General features: G+C 72.0%; 10 protein-coding genes and 1 tRNA gene. 5 read left to right on the top strand and 6 right to left on the bottom strand.

The window, feature by feature from the left end:
• The first annotated feature begins 110 nt into the window (after positions 1-110).
• The 4 genes from ACH4EW_RS07945 to ACH4EW_RS07960 all read left to right on the top strand — a co-directional run bounded on the left by ACH4EW_RS07945 (position 111) and on the right by ACH4EW_RS07960 (position 6,258).
• A tRNA-Thr gene (locus ACH4EW_RS07945) sits at positions 111-184 on the top strand.
• Positions 185-397: 213 nt separating this feature from the next.
• On the top strand, positions 398-1,381 hold the full coding sequence (locus ACH4EW_RS07950; RefSeq protein WP_398252964.1) for a hypothetical protein: 984 nt from the start codon (positions 398-400) through the stop codon (positions 1,379-1,381).
• A gap of 57 nt (positions 1,382-1,438) precedes the next feature.
• On the top strand, positions 1,439-3,322 hold the full coding sequence (locus tag ACH4EW_RS07955; protein WP_398252967.1) for an HSP90 family protein: 1,884 nt from the start codon (positions 1,439-1,441) through the stop codon (positions 3,320-3,322).
• A 2-nt stretch (positions 3,323-3,324) separates the two neighbouring features.
• Positions 3,325-6,258: a hypothetical protein gene (locus tag ACH4EW_RS07960; RefSeq protein ID WP_398252970.1), complete on the top strand. Its 2,934-nt coding sequence runs from the start codon at positions 3,325-3,327 to the stop codon at positions 6,256-6,258.
• Between the two features lie 192 nt (positions 6,259-6,450).
• Here the strand turns inward: ACH4EW_RS07960 and ACH4EW_RS07965 are convergent, their stop codons facing one another.
• The 3 genes from ACH4EW_RS07965 to ACH4EW_RS07975 form a co-directional block, all read right to left on the bottom strand.
• Positions 6,451-6,663, bottom strand: a complete 213-nt coding sequence (locus ACH4EW_RS07965; protein WP_398252973.1) for an MbtH family protein — start codon at positions 6,661-6,663, stop codon at positions 6,451-6,453.
• Positions 6,660-13,076 (bottom strand): amino acid adenylation domain-containing protein, encoded by a 6,417-nt coding sequence (locus ACH4EW_RS07970; RefSeq protein ID WP_398252976.1) that lies wholly within the window; start codon positions 13,074-13,076, stop codon positions 6,660-6,662. Before ACH4EW_RS07970 ends, ACH4EW_RS07965 begins: the two co-directional genes overlap by 4 nt.
• 242 nt (positions 13,077-13,318) lie before the next feature.
• Entirely contained in the window at positions 13,319-14,107 is a 789-nt protein-coding gene (locus tag ACH4EW_RS07975; protein WP_398252978.1) for a thioesterase II family protein, read from the bottom strand.
• A gap of 208 nt (positions 14,108-14,315) precedes the next feature.
• On the opposite strand from ACH4EW_RS07975, the gene ACH4EW_RS07980 reads away from it, so the two are divergent.
• Positions 14,316-15,332, top strand: coding sequence for a diiron oxygenase (locus tag ACH4EW_RS07980; RefSeq protein ID WP_398252981.1), 1,017 nt, complete (start codon positions 14,316-14,318; stop codon positions 15,330-15,332).
• Positions 15,333-15,474: 142 nt separating this feature from the next.
• Here ACH4EW_RS07980 and ACH4EW_RS07985 read toward each other — a convergent pair whose 3' ends face one another.
• The 3 genes from ACH4EW_RS07985 to ACH4EW_RS07995 all read right to left on the bottom strand — a co-directional run bounded on the left by ACH4EW_RS07985 (position 15,475) and on the right by ACH4EW_RS07995 (position 18,491).
• Positions 15,475-16,419: an HAAS signaling domain-containing protein gene (locus tag ACH4EW_RS07985; protein ID WP_398252984.1), complete on the bottom strand. Its 945-nt coding sequence runs from the start codon at positions 16,417-16,419 to the stop codon at positions 15,475-15,477.
• Positions 16,416-16,757 carry a PadR family transcriptional regulator gene (locus ACH4EW_RS07990; RefSeq protein ID WP_398252987.1) on the bottom strand — a complete coding sequence of 114 codons (342 nt, stop codon included), beginning with the start codon at positions 16,755-16,757 and terminating at the stop codon, positions 16,416-16,418. The genes ACH4EW_RS07985 and ACH4EW_RS07990 overlap by 4 nt, the downstream gene beginning before the upstream one ends.
• Positions 16,758-16,859: 102 nt before the next feature.
• Positions 16,860-18,491 carry an AMP-binding protein gene (locus ACH4EW_RS07995; RefSeq protein WP_398252990.1) on the bottom strand — a complete coding sequence of 544 codons (1,632 nt, stop codon included), beginning with the start codon at positions 18,489-18,491 and terminating at the stop codon, positions 16,860-16,862.
• Between the last annotated feature and the right edge of the window lie 250 nt (positions 18,492-18,741).

Consider the following 18,741-nt stretch of genomic DNA (forward strand, 5'->3'; position numbering starts at 1 on the left):
GCCCACCACTGACCAGCGAAAACGGTCCAGAGCCGGGCTGGTACGGAGCACCCCCGGAAACTGTGTAGACTTGGCGACGCTGCTGATCGCACCATGGTGCGACAGGGTGTGCCGCCTTAGCTCAGTTGGCCAGAGCAACGCACTCGTAATGCGTAGGTCTCGGGTTCGAATCCCGAAGGCGGCTCAGTTTGAAACCCCAGGTCGGAATCCAACCCGAGCTGGGGTTTTGTCATTCATGGGGTTTTGTCATTCAGCGGACGCGACGGCGACGCCCACAGAGAGAGGGCGGAGCCGGGGCCGGACTCGTGAAGCACCCGTGAACACCCTGGGGAGGCGATGTCGGTGGGGCCGCTTATGCTGCACCGGACGATCATGCGGGACCAGGGGAGGGCGCGGTATGTTCGGCAAGCTGTTCGGCGGGCGTGGGGAGAGACCGGCGGCGGATCCGCACGCCCTTCCCGTTCCGCGCAGGCAGAAGAACGGAATGTACAAGCTGCGCGCGCTCGGGGACGAGCGGGTGCTCGCGCTGGTGGAGTGGGCCGACGCGGGTGACTGGGAGGCGGTCAAGGCGGCGCTGGCCCCCTTCGATCTCGGCCGCGACCACCAAGTGCTGGGTGAGCTGGCCGACTTGGACGGTGTGCAGGACTGGATCGGCCGGGCCGTCGAGGAGGACAAGGAGCACCGGGCGACGGCTCTGCTGATATCCGGGGCGCGCTACATCAGCTGGGGCTGGGAAGCGCGTACTGCCGCGCGTGCCGTGAACGTCACGCAGGAGCAGTGGCGGGTCTTCCACGAGCGGCTGCGCATCGCCGAGGAGCAGCTGTTCGAGGCCGCCGAGTTGCGGCCGGAGTGGGTCACACCGTGGCGCCGCCTCCTCACCTCCGGCCGCGGCATGTCGCTGGGACTTGCCGTCAACGAGACCCGGCTCGACGCTGCCCTGCGCCGCGACCCGCTGGACCTGGATACCCACGTCGAGTGGCTGTCGCAGTTGCAGCCGCGTTGGGGCGGCGAGCTGGGCCAGGCCCTGGCGTTCGCCCGTGACGCGCTCGCCCGTGCCCCGCAGGGGCACCGGCTCGGCTGCGTGATCGCCATGGCGTACATCGAGGAATGGGTCGAGTCGGACCGTGCGGACTGCCTCGAAACTCCGGAGATCCAGGCAGAGTTGAGGGACGCGGCCGACCACAGCATCCTCCACCCCGCTTACGCGCGGCACCCGGGATGGCAGCACGACTTCAACACGTTCGCCATGGCCCTGTCGCTGGCCGATGAGCGCCACACGGTCCGGCGCGTCTTCCAGGCGCTCGACGGCGCCTGCACCAGCTGGCCCTGGGCCTATTTCGCTGAGCCCGAGAAGCAGTTTGCCCGCCGCCACCGTGTCTGAGCGCACGCAGGCACCGGCCCCTCGCCACCAGTCGCCTCTCCCCCTTCGGACTGCCCGATGACTCTTCCCGACACCGCCGCGACCCCGGCCGGCGCCGATCGCACCTTCCAGGTGGATCTGCGCGGCCTCGTCGATCTCCTCTCCCACCACCTCTACTCCAGCCCTCGCGTCTACCTGCGCGAACTCCTGCAGAACGCGGTGGACGCGCTGACCGCCCGGCACGGTCTCGAACCGGACGCCCCCGCCGACGCCTTCGGTATCCGCCTGTACGCCGACGGTTCGGTGGTACGCATCGAGGACGACGGCGTCGGTCTCACCGAGGCCGACGTGCACACCTTCCTCGCCACGATCGGCCGCAGCAGCAAGCGTGCCATGGGGGTCGCCCCGGACGAGCCCATTCGAGGCTGGGGGAGGATCGCCGAGCAACGCGGCGACTTCATCGGCCAGTTCGGAATCGGCCTGCTCTCCTGCTTCCTGGTCGCGGACGAGATCCATGTCCTGAGCCGCTCCGCCCGTACCCCCGACGCATGCGCCGTGGAGTGGCGGGGACGCGGCGACGGCAGCTACACCGTCCGCACCCTGCCCGCATCCGCCCGCCCCCGGCCCGGTACCACCGTCACGCTGACGCCGCGCGCCGACACGGGTGAGTGGACCCGGCCGGTGCAGGTGCACGCGCTGGCCCGGCACTTCGGCTCCCTGCTGCGCCACCCGGTGACCTTCGACGACGGCACGGGCGGCCCGGGTGCGTCCGTCAACCCCGAGCCCGCACCATGGGCGCGTACGCACCCCACCCCGGGAGCCCGTTCGCGCGCGCTGGCCGCGTACGGCGAGGAGGTCTTCGGGTTCACGCCGCTGGACACCATCGAGCTCGACCTGCCGGCCGTGGGCCTGAAGGGCATCGCGTGCGTGCTGCCCGAGGCGGTGCCGGCCGGGCGCCGCCACGGCCACCGCGTGCACGTCAAGGGCATGCTGCTGTCCGAGCAGGCCGAGGAGATCCTGCCCGAGTGGGCGTTCTTCGTCCGCTGCGTCGTCGACGCCGAGAGCCTGCGCCCGACGGCGTCCCGCGAGTCCCTGTACGAGGACGACACGCTCGCCGCCGTTCGTGACGCCCTCGCCGAGCGGCTGCGCGCGTGGATTGCCCGGGCCGCCGCCAGCGACCCGGACCTGCTCGCCCGCTTCCTCCAGGCCCACCACCTGGCCGTGAAGTCGCTCGCGGTGCACGACGACGAGATCCTGCGGATGCTGCTGCCCTGGCTGCCGTTCGAGACCACCGACGGGCACACCACCCTCGACGAGTTCGCGCGCGCCCACCGCACCGTGCTCGTGACGTCGAGCGTGGAGGAGTTCCGGCAGGTCGCGGCGATCGCCTCGGCCGCCGGGCTCGGCGTCGTCAACGGCGGCTACACATACGACCGTGAACTGGTCCACCGGCTGCCCGAGATCAGGCCCGAGGCCAGCGTCGCCGACCTCGACCCGGCGACTCTCACCGCCCACCTCGACCCCGTCGACCGTGAGACGGAACTGGCCGCCGTGGCCTACCTCGCCCTGGCCCGCGATGCTCTCGCCGTCTTCGACTGCGACGTCGCGCTGCGCACCTTCCAGCCCGCCTCCGCCCCCGCCCTCCTCGTCGACAGCCGCGAGGCCCGGCACGAGCGCACTCGCTCCCAGCTCGCCCGTGAGCAGGAGGGCGGCCTGTGGGGCGACATCCTCGGCGCTCTGCGCCAGGAGGCCCCGCAGGCCCAACTGATCCTCAACCAGCTCAACCCGCTGGTCCGCGCCGCCGTCGCCATCGACGAGCCCGAGCTGGCCCGCACCAGCGCCGAAGCCCTCTACGGGCAGGCCGCGCTGCTGTCCCGACGCCCGCTCAGGCCCGCCGAATCGAGCCTCATCAACCGCTCCTTCCTCGACCTCCTCGCCCACGCCCTCCGCAAGGACAGCTGACGATGACGACCGCACCCCAGACCACCGACGAGCTGTACCGGGCGCTCCAGGAGAACGACCGGCGCCCCTACGGCCGCACCCGCACCGTCACCGCTGAGGAACTCGTGGACGCCGCCGAGCAGTTCGCGGAGCCCGTCCCGCTCGTTCACGCGCTCCTCGAACTCCAGGAGGCGTACACCTACGGCTCCGAACCCCGGAAGTCGCCCGTCGTCTTCGCCCGCCTGCTCACCTTGTTCGACGAGCAGCCCGACGTCTTCGACGAACGCCGCCGCCACACGCTGTTCTGGCGGTTCAAGTGGGTGGCCAACGCCCTGCGCGCGCTGCCCGAGATGCCACTGGCCAGCCTGCGCCAGTGGCTGACGGAGATGCGCGACCGGTACGAGAAGGCCGGCCTGGGCCTCCAGCCCTACTACGGACAGGCGTACCAGCTCGCCGCCCACGTCGGCGAGGACACCGCCCTCGCCTACGAGCTGTGGGCGGGCCGCCGCCGGACCGAGCTCAGCGACTGCGAGGCCTGCGAGGTCTGTGAGCGCGCCCTGTACCACCTCGCGGCGGGCGACGACGAGCGGGCGCTGGGCGTCTGGGAGCCCGTCCTGGCCGGCAAGGAATCCTGCCAGGAGGAGCCGGCCCGCTCCGTCTCGCACGCGCTGCTGCCCCTGCTGCGCACCGGCCGCATCGACCGGGCCCGCGAACTGCACCTCGCCGGCTACCGCGGCTGCCGCCGCAACCCCTCGATGTCCGGAGAGGTCGGCCGGCACCTGGAGTTCTGCGCGCTGACCGGCAACGAGGCACGCGGCCTGGAACTGCTCGCCGAGAACCGGAACCTGTTCGACGAGGTGGACTCGCCGCTGGACCTGTTCGACTTCCTCACCAGCGTGGAGGTCCTCCTCCAGCGCGTCGAGCTTCTCGGCCACGGCGAACTGCCCGCCGCCGGGTACGCGGGCCGCACCTGGACGGTGGCCGGCCTGCGCGCCGAGGTGCGGGGGCGCGCCGACGACCTCGCCGCCCGCTTCGACGCCCGCAACGGAACCACGGCCCACACCGACCGCCGCAGGGCCCGCCTCGACCGTGCCCCGCTCCTGGACGCGCTGGAACTGACCCTGCGCACCCGCAGCCTCGACGACGTGACCCCGGCCGCCCCGGTTGCCGCGCCCGCCACCCGTACGACCGCCGCTGTCCCGGACTCGCTGCCGGAACTCATCTGCCAGGCACGGGCGTTGGACGAGCAGGGGCACCCGGGTGCACAGGCCTGCTGGGCGCAGCTGCGCACGCTCGTCGCCGCCCGCGACTACACCCACCCCGACGACCCGTCCGTGGGCCCGCTCGTACAGCTGTGCGCGGACCTGCTGAGCGACGAGGCGAGCCGGGCGGGCGAGAAGGACGAGTTCGCCGACGCCGCCGCTCTCCACGAGGAGGCCGCCGGCCTGTACGACGACGCCGGAGTGCCGGGTGACGCGGCGCTCGCCCGCGCCTGCGCCCTGCTCGCCGCCGCCGAGATCCCCGCGGAGGGTGTCGACGGAGCCGAGGCGAAGGCCGCCGCATTGACCGCCGCCCACGCGTCCGTGGTCCGGCTGCACGAGGAGACGCCCGGCCTCGCCCCCTACCATGAGGCCCGCCTGCTGCGGCTGCGGGCGACCGCGCTCGGCATACGCCTGCAGACGTCGGGGAGCAAGGAGCACGTCGCGCCGGTCTTTGCCGAGGTGGACCTGCTGCACGCGTTCGCCACCCGGCACGACGTCGTCGGGCAGATCTCCGGCGCCCTGCTGCTGCGGGCCAGCACCTACGCCATCTCCGGCGACCTGCCCGCCGCGGTCACCGAGGCCGACGGCCTCCTCGACCGGCTGAGGACGCACGGCCCCGCCTGGCACCTGCCCCGCACGCTCGGACTGCGTGGCCGGCTCCAGCTCGGCCTCCGGGACGCGCAGGCCGCGCACGCGGACCTGGCCGAGAGCCTGCGACTGGCCACCGACTGGCCGGCCGACGTGGTCGACACCGCCCGCCTCCACGGTGATCTGGCCGAGGCCTGCATGCACCTCGGTCGCCCCGACGAGGCACTGCGGCACCTGACGCGCTCGGCGGAGCTGGACCTGCGCCGCGGCAGCCGGACGGACGCGTTCTGCGCGTACAGCAACGCGGCTCAGCTCTGCCTCGACCTGGGCCGCGTCGAGGACTGCATCGCTCTGCTCGACTCCCTCCTGGCCGAACCGGACGTTGCCGCCGGAGAACAGGACGACCGGCTTGTCGCTCAGCTGCGCCTGACCCGCGCCCGCGCGCTGCACGCGGGGGAGGACATCAAGGCCGCCGCGGCGGAGTTCGTCGCCCTCGCGGCCGAGTCGGCCGGCTGGGACGACGACCCGGGGAGCCATGCCATGATCGCCGCGGAGACGGCCGTACTCCTCGGCGAGTCCGGCGAGTTCGGCCGGGCCCGCGAGGCCGCGGACCAGGCACTCGCCGCCCATGCCCGGGCCCCGCGCTATGAGCAGCTCAGCAACTGCCTGCGCGAACTCGCCCGCCTTCAGGCCCAGCAGCAGGGGCCCGACGGCCTGGCCGACGCCCTCGCCCTCCTCGCCGACGCCGGCCGGATCGCCGACGCGGCCCGCGCCGCCGCGTACGAGGCCTGCGGCCGCTCCCTGGACAGCGCCCTGGCCTACGAACACGGGCGGGTCAATGCCTACGCCGGTGAGTACGAGGACGCCCTGGCCGCCCTGGAGAAGGCCCTCGCCCTGCTCGGCGAGCCGGGACCGGAGGAGGACCGCGCCGGCGAGTGGGCCGAGTGCGTCCGTCTCGCGGGTGCCGTGGAGGGTATGTACCTGAAACGCCCCGCCCCCGCCCTCAACCGCCTCGACGCGGCGGTCTCCCGCCTGACCGCCCTGGGCCACACCGAGGAGGCCGAGCCGCTGAGCTCCTTGGCGGCCCGGCTGCGCGACGAGGAGTGACGCGGCGGGCGCGGTTGCCGGGGCAACTCCTCGCCGGGTCACTCGACGGCGCCTCTGCCGGGCTGTCCCGGCGACGGCCCGGGGGTGTTCAGCGTCGCGATCGCACCGGTGAACCGCCGGTGCGTGGTCTGCCCGGACGGACCGAAGGCCGGCGACAGCTGTCGCCGGCCTTCGGTCCGTTGTGGCCACCTCTCAGGACGCGTCGGCCGCGTGGGCAAGACTCGCGGGACGCATGTCCGTCCAGTTCGTCTCGATGTACTCAAGGCACTTCTGCCGGTCGGTCTCGGCTACGACGATGTCCCAGCCCGCGGGCACCACGGCGAATGCGGGCCACAGGCAGTGCTGGCGTTCTTCGTTGACGAGCACGTGGAACGTACCGTCCTCGTTGTCGAAGGGGTTCGTCATGGGTTGAGTCCTTCTTGTTCGGGGCCGGCTGCCCGCCGGCTGTCGGGTAGCGAGATGTTCGGGACTGGAGTTTCGTGGTGTTCCGACGTGAGCGCCTCGGCGAGGGCCCGCGCGGTGCGGCAGCGGAAGACGGTCTCGATGTCTACGTTCCGCCCCAGCGCCGTTTCGATCCGGCCCGCCAGGCGCAGCGCCGTCAACGAGGTGCAGCCGAGGTCGAACACGTCGTCGTCAGGGCTGACGAAGGCGCGTCCCAGCACCTTGGCGATCAGCTCGCACAGCAGCACCTGCTGCGGCCCGGGCCCGACGGCCGACGGCGCCGCGGAAGTCAGGAACCGCTCCGTCGGAGCTTCCAGCGAACGGGGCAGCTCGGTCAGCAGGGACCGCAGCCAGTCGGCCACCTGCTGTGCGAGATCGGCGTCGAAGAGGTCGGGGCGGTAACTGACCTCCAGGTGGAGCCGCTCGTCGGGGGCGGCCATCAGCTTCAGCGGATAGTGGTAGCCGTCGTAACCGGCGATGTCCAGCAACCGCAGGTCGTCGTCCGGACCGCTCGGCATGCTCTCGGCGTTCGGGTAGTTCTCGAAGACGACGCAGCTGTCGAACAGTGTCCCCAGACCCGCGGCCCGCTGGATGTCGGTCAGGGCGAGGTGGTGGTACGGGAGGAGCTCCGCATGCAACTGCTGCATGCGGTCCACGAGTTCACCCACCGGCTCGGCCGGGTCCAGACGCACCCGTACCGGCACGGTGTTGATGAACAGGCCCACCATCTCCTCGACGCCCGGAAGTTCGGCCGGCCGGCCCGAGACCGTGGCGCCGAAGGTGATGTCCCGCTGACCGGTCTGCCGGTGCAGGCACAGCGCCCATGCCACCCGGACCAGTGTGTTGAGCGTGACGCCACGGAAGAGCGTCGTATCGCGCAGCGCGGCGGTCTCCGCCTCGGACAGCTCGACGGCGATGCGCTCCGGCAGCGCACGCACCCGTGCGGTGTCCACGTCCGGAGCGACCAGCGTGGGTTCCTTCAGACCCGCCAGCGCCTCCCGCCAGGCGGCGCGCGCCTCGTCGTGGTCCTGGGCGGCCAGCCACCGCAGGTAGTCGCGGTAGTGGACGGGCGCCGGAAGGCCGCTCTCGCCACCGGCCCCGTCGTACAGCGCGAGCAGGTCGCGCAGCACCAGCGAGGTGGTCCAGCCGTCCACGATCAGGTGGTGCATGGTCAGCACCAGTTGGTTCCGGGAATCGGCCAGCGCGATGTGCGTGCAGCGCATCAGCGGCGGCAGCGCCGGGTCGAACCGCCGCCGGCGGTCGGAGTCGAGCAGCGCGTCCAGCCGCTCGGCCCGCTCCTGCGGGTCGAGGCCGGTCAGGTCGTGGGAGTGCCAGGGCATCCGGACCCCCTCGGGGACGACCTGCACCGGCTCGCCCGACCGCAGCTGCAGGAAGCCCGCGCGCAGCATCGGGTGGCGCCGCAGCACCGCATCGCAGGCGTCCCGGAGCCGATCGAGGTCGAGCGCGCCCTGTACCTCCAGGGAGATCTGCACGTTGTAGACGTCCAAGTCCCGCCTGTCGTAACGGGCGTGAAAGAGCAGCCCCTCCTGCAGCGGCGTCATCGGCAGCACCTCGGCGAGGGGCAGGCCCGTGCGGGTGCTGAGCCGGGCCAGCTCTTCCTCGTCCACCTCCCCTGCTCCCACGGGGTGCGCGGAAGCCGGACGCAGGCCGGACTTCGGTGCGGCCGTTCCGTACGCCACCAGTGCACGAAGCGCCTCGACCCAGAGCCGGGTCAGCGCGTTCACGTCCGCCTCGGGAAGGAGGCGGCGGGCCCACAACCAGTGGGCGACCAACTGCGGTCCCGCCGGGGTGTCCTCGACCGCCGCGTTCACCTCGACGACGTGGGACATCGGCATCCGGGGATCGGCTCCTACGGGCAGCGCGTCCGACTCGGGCGCCACGTCCCAGTCCTCCTGGCCCGAACCGTCCTGTCGGCCCAGGTAGTTGAACCCGATCTGCGGGGCCGGGCAGGCGGACAGCCCGACGGACGTGTCCCGGTTCAGATGGCGCAGCAGGCCGAATCCGATCCCGCGCCGCGGGACCGTCGCGAGCTGGGCGGTGATCCGGCTCAGGGCCTCGCCGAGGCGCGCGTCCGCCGGGTCGCCGTCCGGAGCCCAGTCGCCGAACCCGGCGTCGATCCGTACCGGGTACAGCGAGGTGAGCCAGCCGACGGTCTCCGACAGGTCGATGTCCTCGGAGATGTCCTCGCGGCCGTGTCCCTCCACGTCGACCAGCACCGCGGTGCTGTCGCCACGGCCCTGGTCACGCCGCCAGGCGGCGACGGCGAGTGCCAGGCCGGTGAGCAGGACCTCGTCCGTGCGGCTGCCGAAGGCGGCCGGAATCGTCGTGAGCAGTGACGCGGTCAGATCCGTGGGCAGCGTGAGGTTGAGCTCGCCGGCTGCCGCGTAGACGTCCCTGGACGGTGAGAGCCGGGCATCGGTGAGCGCGGCACCGCTCGCGGCCAGGGTCCGGTGCCAGAAGGGAAGTTCGTCCAGCACGGCGGGGGTCTTCGCGGCCGTGTGCAGCGCACGGCTCCACTCCCGGAGCGGGACCGGAACCGGCTCCAGGCGTGGGACGGTGCCCGCCACCGCCCTCTCCCAGGCGGTGTACAGGTCGGTCAGCAGGATGTGCCAGGAGACCGCGTCGACGGCCAGGTGGTGGACGGTGACGAGCAACCGGCCCTGCCGGCCCTCGCCGGCGTCGAACCAGGTGACCCGCAGCATCGCGCCGTCCCGCGGGGCGAGCGCCCCGGCGTCCTCCCGGGCGCACTCGGCGATCCGGGCGCGCAGGCCGTCGGGGGTGAGGCCGAAGACGTCGACCCGCCGCACCCGGCCCCGCAGCCCTGCCGGGTTCACCGGCTCCAGGGCGAGGGACCCGTCCGGCCGCAGGTGCCCGCTGAGCGCCTGGTGCCGCTCGGCGACAGCCCGGACCGCGAGGGCCAGTTTCTCGGTGCCGAGCCCGGGCGGCACCCGCAGCAGCGTCGATTGGTGGAAGGCGTCGACCGTCCCGCCGTTCTCCCGCAGCCAGTGCATGATCGGCGTGGCGGCGGTCGGGGAGGACGCCTCGCCACCCGTGCGGGACCCTCCCGCCGTCTTCTGTTCGCCCTGTTGCAGCAGGAATGCGGCGAGCGCGGTGGCAGTGCGGTGGGTGAAGAGGTGTTTGGGGGTGAGGCGCACGCCTGCTTTGCGTGCGCGGGCGACGAGCTGGATGGCGGTGATGGAGTCGCCGCCGAGGGTGAAGAAGTCGTCTCCGGGTTCCGCGTCGGCCAGGGCCAGGACCTGTGCGAACAACCCGGTGAGGATCGCCTCGATGTCGGCGGCCGGGCGGGGGCTGTCGGCCGGCTCATCCGGTTCGGGGCTCGCTGCCCCGGCCCGCTCGTCCGGTTCGGGGCTCCGCTGAGCCCCCGGCGCCTGCGTCCGCTGCCGTGGCGCCTCGTCCGCGTCCGGATCGGGCAGTGCCGCCCGGTCGACCTTGCCGTTCGGCGTCAACGGCAGTGCGGGCAGTTCTGCGAAGGCGGCCGGAACCATGTACGCGGGCAGCCGCGCCCCGATCCGCTCGTCGAGCGTGGCGAGTTCGGCGTCCCGGCCGGCCGCCGCCACGACGTACGCCACCAGCCGAGGTGCCCCGAGCCGGTCCTGCCGGACCACCACCGAGACCTGTGCGACGGCGGGGTCGGAGGCGACCACGGTCTCGACCTCGCCCAGCTCGATCCGGAAGCCGCGCACCTTGACCTGGTCGTCGGTCCGGCCGCCGTAGACCATGACTCCGTCGGGCCGCCACCAGGCGATGTCCCCGGTGCGGTACATCCGGGTGCCGGGCGCGCCGAAGGGATCGGCGACGAAGCGGGACGCCGAGAGACCCGGCCGGTTGACGTATCCACGGGCGAGTACGGCACCGCCGATGTACAGCTCGCCGGGGATGCCCGGCGGTACCGGGCGCAGCAGCGCATCCAGCACATATGTCCGGGCACCGGCGACGGGCCGGCCGATCGGCACCGCGCCCTGCGGCAGCGGGTCCCCGGGCTCCAGGCGGTACTCCATGCAGCCCACGGTCGCCTCGGTGGGGCCGTATTCGTTCACGACCGTCACCCCCGGGTGGCCCTCGCGCCACTCCGCCAGCGCCTCGCCGGTCAGCTGTTCTCCGCCCAGGACCAGGTCACGGGTCGGTGAGTACCACTCCTGGGACGCGGCCAGCACCGGCAGGTGGCTCGGCGTGGCCTTCACGAACGCGGGCGCCCCGCCCAGGGGACCGTGTCCGACCGGAGCGTCGAAGTCGTCCAGGTCGACGATCCGCACCAGGCCGCCCGAGAGCAGCGGCCCGAAGACGCCGGTGACGGTGAGGTCGAAGGAGGGCGGCGAGTGCACCAGAGCCTGCTCGGCGAGGCCCGGGTAGGCCGCGCGGGCGAAGTCGAGGTAGCCGTCGACCGTACGGTGCTCCACCGCGACGCCCTTGGGGCGGCCGGTCGATCCCGATGTGTAGATGACGTAGGCGATGTCCGCGAGCCGCACCGGTGCACCGCGCTCGGAGTCGTCCACCCGGTGCCCCGGCAGCAGTGCCAGCTCGTTCCGTACGGCCGGATCGGCGACCGGAACCACCGACGGGCGCCCGGTGAGCGCCGGATGCGTGATGTCGGCGCAGAGGACGACCGACGGAGCGGCGTCGTCGAGCATGAACGAGATGCGCTCCTCGGGGTATCCGAGGTCGATCGGCACATACCCGGCCCCCGTCTTCAGGACGGCGAGCAGGGCCACGACCAGGTCCGTGGAGCGCGGCAGCGCCACGGCGACGAGGTCACCGGGCCGTACCCCGCGCGCCAGCAGCAGCCGGGCGAGCCGGTTGGCCGCCTCGTCGAGACCGCGGTAGTCGAGCGAGCGTTCCGCGTCGGCCACGGCCATCGCCTCCGGCGTCGCGTGCACCTGCTCCTCGAACCGCTGGGGGAGTGTCGCCGGCCGGCGCCCGGCAGCCGGCTGCGGCTCTGTCCCCGGGCCGCCGCTGCCCCATGCGTCCAGCACCTGGGCCCGCTCGTCGGGAGCCATCAGCGGGATGGCCGCGACAGGGGTCGTGGGATCCTCGACGAAGGTGTCGAGCAGCAACCGCAGCCGGGAGCAGATCAGGTCCATGCGGTCGGCGTCGAACAGATCGGTGCGGTAGTTGAGTTCGAGGCGCAGTTGGGGGCCGGGGGTGGCGAAGACGCTCAGCGGGTAGTGGGTGGAGCCGGTGATCTCCTGTTGCCCGCTCGCCTCTGTGTCTGCCTCCAGCAGAGCCACCCGCAGGCCGGGCACGATCTCCTGCACGGATGCCCAGTCGAAGGGCGCGTTGCCGAACCCGGTCGAGGTGTCGAAGAGCGCGCCGAGCCCGGCCAGCCGCTGCACCTCGGCCAGCCCGAGGTGGTGGTGCGGGTCGAGCCCGTACTGCTCGTCCTGGATCCGGGCGAAGAGGGCGGCCATCGACTCCGCGGGGGCGATCCGCACCCGGACCGGGACCGCGTTCATGAGCAGGCCCACCATGGAATCGGCGCCGCGCAACTGCGGCGGGCGGCCGTGCACGGTCTGGCCGAAGACCACGTCGTCCCGCCCGGTCAGCAGGGAGAGCAGCAGCGCCCAGAGGCCCTGTACCACCGTGTTGAGGGTGAGGCCGTGCTGCCGGGCGATCGCCGACAGTGCCTCGGTCGTGTGCTCCGGGAGCGTCATGTAGGTCAGTCCGGGCATCGCGCCGGCGCCCGCCGACGGCGCGCCGGGAGCGACGAGCGTCGGTTCCTCCAGGCCCTGGAGGGCGCCTTGCCAGGCCTGTTCCGCGGCGGGGCGGTCCTGCCGGGAGAGCCACCGCAGGAAGTCGGAGAAAGGGGTGACGGGAGCGAGCCCGCTGTCCGCCTCGCCGTTGCCCCGGTACAGCGCGAGCAGGTCCTGCAGCACCAGCGGCAACGACCAGGCGTCCAGAAGAATGTGATGGTACGTCAGAACGAATGCGTGCCGTCCTTCCGCCAGCCGGATCAGCGCGAACCGCATCAACGGCGGCGCCGCCATGTCGAAGCGGCGCAGCCGCTCCTCCTCAAGAAAGGCCAGCAGCCGTTCCCGGCCCGCGGACTCGGATTCCGCGGACAGGTCGAGCTCCGTCCATGGCGTCTCCACGGAGCGGCGCACCAGCTGCACCGGCTGCCCGTTCCCGCGCAGGCGGAAGCCGGTCCGGAGGATGGCATGACGCGCGAGCGTGGCGGCGCAGGCCGCGCGCAGCCGCTCTGCCGAGACATCCCCGAGCAGCTCGAAGTCGGCCTGGATGTTGTAGACGTCCACGGCCTCGGAGTCGTACAGCGCGTGGAAGAGCATGCCTTCCTGCAGCGGCGTGAGGGGCAGTGCGGACTCGATCGGCGACTGAGGCACTTCGTTCACTGTGAGGTCTTCCCCGTAGGCGGACGGTGTGGACTGCGGCGGGTAGCGGTCTGTGGAACGGGAGGGGGGATACGACCGACAGGGCGATGCTCTCCCACGGCCGGAGTGCGGGACAGGCAGCCGACCGGCAGCTTCCCTGCCTGGCACCGGCCCTTCGGCCGGACCGGACTACCGGTGAGCGGATCAGCTCCGATGGAGGGCGCCTGCTCTTACGGCCTCGCCCCCGACGCCGGTCAGCGAAGCGTCGCCACGAGGGCGTCGAGTGTGGCCGACGCTCCGGTGAAGAGGTAGTCGTGCCCGCCGGGCAGCAGCCGGACCGTGAAGTCGGCCGCAGCGCAGTCGCGCCAGGACTCCAGCTGCGCCTCGCTCACGAGCGGGTCCTCGGTGCCGCCGAAGACGTGCAGCGGGCAGTCGACCGGTACCGGCCCGGCGGCCCGGTAGACCTCGGTGAGGGCGAGGTCGCGGCGGATCGTACGCAGCGCGTACTGCAAGTACGCCGGGTAGCGCGCCAGTTCCGGAGGGAAGCCGCCGAACCCGTCCAGCCAGGCGAGCAGACCGGAGTCGTCCAGATCCGAGACCCGCCTGCGCACCGGGGCGTGCGGCGCCCGTGAAGCGGACACGAGCAGCGCGCGGGGCGCGGGAAGACCGCGCCGGCTGACGCGTACGGCGATCTCGTAGGCGAGCAGCGCGCCGAAGCTGTGCCCGAAGAGCGCATAGGGCCCGTCGAGTTCGTCCGGAATGCCATCGATCACGTCATCGGCCAGCTCTTCGAGGGTGTCGGGCACTCGCTCCGCGCTGCGCACGCCCCGACCGGGCAGCTCCACTGTCGCGAGTTCCACCCCGGGCGGCGGCACGAGGCGCCAGGGCGCGAACGAGCCCGCGCTGCTGCCCGCCTGCGGCAGGCAGATCAGCCGCAGCCGCGGGCGGGGCACGGTCACCCGGCCGACGATCCACGGACGGTCCCGGTCGGGCGTCGGCGCGCTGCCGAGGGAGGTGGCCGGTGTGGCGGCAGGGGTTCCCATATGGCTCCTCTCGTCGGCCGGTTCGCATCGAGGGCGGCAGCCTGTTCCGCTCATCGTGGGGCGGCGGTGCCGGCGGGACCAGGCACGGGGACCGGCAACCGGTCTGCCGCCAAGTTGCCCGGACCACTGCCTGGAGGCGGGTTCCGCAGGCCACCAAGACTGGCGGAAAACAGTCCTGTTCCGGGCCCGAGGGGTGGACCGCAATCCAATGACCACAGTTCCCGACGAGGCGTCCGACACGACGCTCTTCACCCTGGACGCCGTCAAGGCCGACCTCATGGAGGTCGATGCGATGTTCAAGGCCTGCCTGAACTGGAACTACGGCGACCGCGACAGCCGTGTGTGGAACCTCTACGAGAAGAACAAGGTCTCGCAGTGGAACGCCACCACCGACATCGACTGGGATCACGACGTCCGGTTCGGCGCCGAACTGACGGAGGAGAACGGTGCGAGGCTCGCGTCCTTCGTCGTCGGCGAGGGCAGCCCGGTGCCGCGCGAACTGCTCACCCAGTTCCGCTGGGAGTACCAGGCGTGGATGTGCAGCCAGTTCCTGCACGGCGAGCAGGGCGCGCTGGTGACCACGGCCCGCCTCGTCGAGACCGTGCCCGACCTCGATGCCAAGACCTATGCCGCCTCACAGGTCGCCGACGAGGCCCGGCACGTCGAGGCCTTCGGGCGCTACGTCGACGAGAAGCTGAAATCCGTCTACCCGATCAACCCCGGACTCAAGACGCTGCTCCACGACCTGCTGTCGGAGTCCAGGTGGGACATCGTCTACCTCGGCATGCAGGTGGTCGTCGAGGGCCTGGCGATCACCGCGCTCCGGCTCGCGAGCAGCGGCTTCGGCGATCCGGTGATCCGGCAGATCACCAAGATGGTCGCGCAGGACGAGGCCCGGCACATCGCCTTCGGAGTCACCGCGCTCACCGGCATGTACGGGCAGGTCACCTCCGCCGAACTGCGCGAGCGCGAGGACTTCCTGCTGGAGGCGATCCAGCTGATGTCCCGCCGGTTCATGCTGCGTGAGGTCTGGGAGCGGATGGAGCTCGACGTGGACAAGGGTCTGCACTTCGCCCGGACCAACCCGATGATGGCCACCTACCGGCAGATGCTGTTCCAGCAGGTCATCCATGTGCTCCGGCAGCTGGACATGCTCTCGGACAAGGTGAAGGAGCTGCTGCTCGCCGAGAACCTGGTGCGCCCGGAAGCCATGCGGATCCGCTGACGGCCGGCCCCGTCCGAACATGGTGGGCTTCTGGCCGGCTTCACGGTGCCCGGGCGAACGCGCGCGTGAACGCGTTCGCCCGGGCACCGCCGCATGGTCCGCCGCACCGGACGTCAGCACGGCCGAGGTCGCCGGGGCACCGTCAGCGCCGCACCGAGCGGAAGCCCGTCACCACCGCGCTCACGCCCATGACGAGCACGATCACCGCCGCCCCCGAGTAGACCTGCTGCGTCAGCGCGTCCGTGCCGGCGACCTCCAGGAAATCCGGGTTGAAGAGCAGCCGGCGATGGAGGACCCATGCCAGCGGCAGGGCGAACACCGCCTGGGCGACGGCGTTCAGGACGGCCAGCCGAACGGTCCAGCCGCGCGCGGTCACCCGGGCCAGCGAGACCGCCAGCATTCCGGCGAGGCCGACGAGGACGGGCCAGATCCATCCCGACCACAGGGCCGGGTCGAGCACCTCGATGCCCTGGCTGTCGCCGTCGGCCCGGAAGGGCTTCGCGACGTGCTGCCACACGATCAGCGAGATCAACAGCGTGTACCACGCCGCCCCGGCGCAGGCCACGACGCCGCCCTTGTCCGGCTGCCGCTCCTCGGGCAGGTCGTCGAGGGTCCAGTCGGCGGTACGGGCGAGCTCACCGTCGCGGTTGCGGACCCGCTCGGCCAGGGCGAACACCACGGTGAGCCCGGCGATCATCTGGGCGCCGACCGTGAGCACCGTGCTGACGCCCTCACCGACGGCCGCGCCGACGTCCTGGGTGTCGGCCAGTTCCATCAGTACGAACACGACGGTGATGGCCGGCAGTACGGTGCTCAGGAGGAGCGTCAGCAGGCGGACGTACGTCGGGTAGTAGTCCGGCCCGATCAGCGCGAGCGGGCGGTCCGTGTAGCGGGCCGCGTACCGGATGGGGTCGCCCATCTCGGTGAGCACCTCGCGCTCCGCCGACTGAGCACCGGCCGGGTCACGTGCTTCGACGGTGTCGGCGATCATGGCGCGGAGCTCGTCGGCGATGTCGTCCCGCTGGTCCGCCGGGAGGCGCCGGACGACCTCGTTCACGTAGCGCTCGGTGAGCGTGGTCGTGCTCATCCATTCTCCTTGGTAAGTCTTGAGATCGAGGCGGCGAGGTCCTGCCACTCGCGGACCAGGCCGGTGAGCACCAGGGAGCCGTCGGGGCTCACGCGGTAGAACTTCCGTGGCCGGGACTCGTCGGTATTCCATTCGCTGGTGAGCAGGCCCTGCTTCTCCAGTCGGCGCAGCAGGGGGTAGAGGGTGTTGCCGTCGACAGTGACCCCGGCGCCGTTGAGCGTCTCCAGGAGCGCATAGCCGTAACTCGGCTCCCGGAGCAGCGCCAGGCAGGCCAGGACCACCGTCCCGCGGCGCAGTTCATGGGCCTGGGCAAGAGTCAGCTCTTCTACGGAGGACACGAGAGAAACAATAGTGTGTGGCGCACACTATTGCTACCCCGACGGTAGTGGGTGACGCTCCAGCGGCTTGGCGGCGTCACCCCCGTCCCGTCTTTGCCCGGGTCACTCCGCGGTCAGCGGCACAGTGGTATCGGAGAACTCACCCGCGCACAGCGCCTTCCAGATGACCCGGCGGCGGGGCTTCCCGCTGGAGGTGACCGCGATGCCGCCCCGGGGCAGCTCGACGGCCTGGAGGTGCGCATCGCCGAGCCACTCGGACAGGACCTCGTGGGCGCTCTCCCGCCAGCCGGGCTGTACCCCGCCGAACACGGCCACGCCTGTCGGCACACCGTCCCGGACGCCGAGCAGGACGGCGACGCGGCGCTCGGGAATCCCCCGCTGGTGCAGCAGGGTCTCCAGGCTCTCGGCGAAGACCATCTTCCCGCTCACCTTGAGCCCGTCACCGAGCCGGCCGATCACGAACAGCTGCCCGTCGCGCACGAAGCCCGCGTCCCCGGAATCCAGCCCCGCCCCGGCGAGGCTGGTGCCGGAGGCTGAGCCCGCGTCACCTATGTACCCGCTCGCGATCGACACCCCGGTGACGACGATCTCGCCGACCTGCCCGTCCGGCAGCTCCTCGCCGTCCTCCGACACGATCGTCACCGTCCGGCCCTCCAGCGGACGGCCGCAGCCGACCACCGCGGTTCCGGCGAGGGACGACGCGTCGCCGTCGTCTGGCACCTGCGTCGACCAGCCTTCCCCGGGGCGCAGTCCGGTCACCGCGAGAGTCGCCTCCGCGCCGCCGTACGCGGGGAGCAGGGTGCCGCGGTCGAGGCCGTGCGGCCCCAGCAGCGCGTGGAAGTCATCGAGGACCTGCGGGTCGACCCGCTCCGCGCCGATGATCACGGCCCGCATCGAGTCGAACCGCAGCCCCTCCAGCTGGGCCGGCTTGACCCGGCGCAGGATGTACGCCAGGCCGAAGTTGGGCATGCCCGTCATGGCGGCGCCCCTCTCGCTGATGCAGCGCAGATACCGCAGCGGCGAGCGGATGAAGTCGTCCGGCTGCATCATCCAGCCGTCGCAGCCGGTGACGACCGCGTTGAGCAGGAAGCCGACGAGGCCCATGTCGTGGTGCACCGGCAGCCAGCTGATGCCGGGGTGGTCCGGGGTCCAGCCGATCCAGCGGCGCATGCCGGTGAGGTTGGCCCGCAGGGCGTCGGCGGAGATCCGCACGCCGCGTGAGAAGCCGCTCGACCCCGAGGTGAACTGCAGCAGCGCGGTCTCCGGCAGCGGCAGCGGCTTCTCCAACGGGCCGACACCGGCGACGAGTTCCTCGAAGATCTCCGGTTCGGTCAGGCCCACCGGGGCGGTGATCTTGCGAATCCGCTCCAGCGACTCGTCGTCGCAGATGGTGTACTTGGGCCGAGCGGTCTCGAACAGATGACCCGCGTGCTGCTCGTACTCGTCGGCCCGCTGGAAGGCGAACGGCGGGGCGATGGAGCACGGCGTTGCCCCGGCGGCCAGCGCACCGAAGAATCCGGCGACGAAGCCCGGGCTGGAGCGCAGCACCAGGCCCACCACGTCGCCCTCCCCGACGCCCTTCGCCCGCAGCGCGGCGGCCGTCCTCAGCACCAGTTGGCCGAGGTCGCGGTAGGACCAGAAGTCCCAGTCGTCCCCGCGGTTGGCGTAGTACAGGCCGCGTTCGGTGGATGCCTCGTCCAGCCACGTGAGCAGGCCCCGGTCCGGGATTCCCAACGTACTTGTCCTCTCCAGGATTTAGACCGACCGGCACATGGGGGGCGTCGCCCCCCATGTGCCGGTCGGTCTCAACGGCACGTCCGGTACGCACGGGGGCGCGGTGTCGTGCCCGGATGCTGCGCATCATCGCCACGCGCCTCCCGCGGCCGCCAGGCAAGCGGCCGGTAACTCACGCGGGGCCGGGCGGCATTTCGACCAGCACCCCGATTGCCGGTCGGTTGCCTGGTGGGCGGCCGCGCGGGCGATG

Source organism: Streptomyces sp. NPDC018000 (genome assembly GCF_044328025.1).
Classification (GTDB): domain Bacteria; phylum Actinomycetota; class Actinomycetes; order Streptomycetales; family Streptomycetaceae; genus Streptomyces.

Coding starts and splice junctions, on each gene's coding strand:
- ACH4EW_RS07975 (WP_398252978.1), bottom strand. CDS start 14,107: ATGGGAACCCCTGCCGCCACACCGGCCACCTCCCTCGGCAGCGCGCCG.
- ACH4EW_RS07965 (WP_398252973.1), bottom strand. CDS start 6,663: ATGACGAACCCCTTCGACAACGAGGACGGTACGTTCCACGTGCTCGTC.
- ACH4EW_RS07985 (WP_398252984.1), bottom strand. CDS start 16,419: ATGAGCACGACCACGCTCACCGAGCGCTACGTGAACGAGGTCGTCCGG.
- ACH4EW_RS07950 (WP_398252964.1), top strand. CDS start 398: ATGTTCGGCAAGCTGTTCGGCGGGCGTGGGGAGAGACCGGCGGCGGAT.
- ACH4EW_RS07980 (WP_398252981.1), top strand. CDS start 14,316: ATGACCACAGTTCCCGACGAGGCGTCCGACACGACGCTCTTCACCCTG.
- ACH4EW_RS07960 (WP_398252970.1), top strand. CDS start 3,325: ATGACGACCGCACCCCAGACCACCGACGAGCTGTACCGGGCGCTCCAG.
- ACH4EW_RS07955 (WP_398252967.1), top strand. CDS start 1,439: ATGACTCTTCCCGACACCGCCGCGACCCCGGCCGGCGCCGATCGCACC.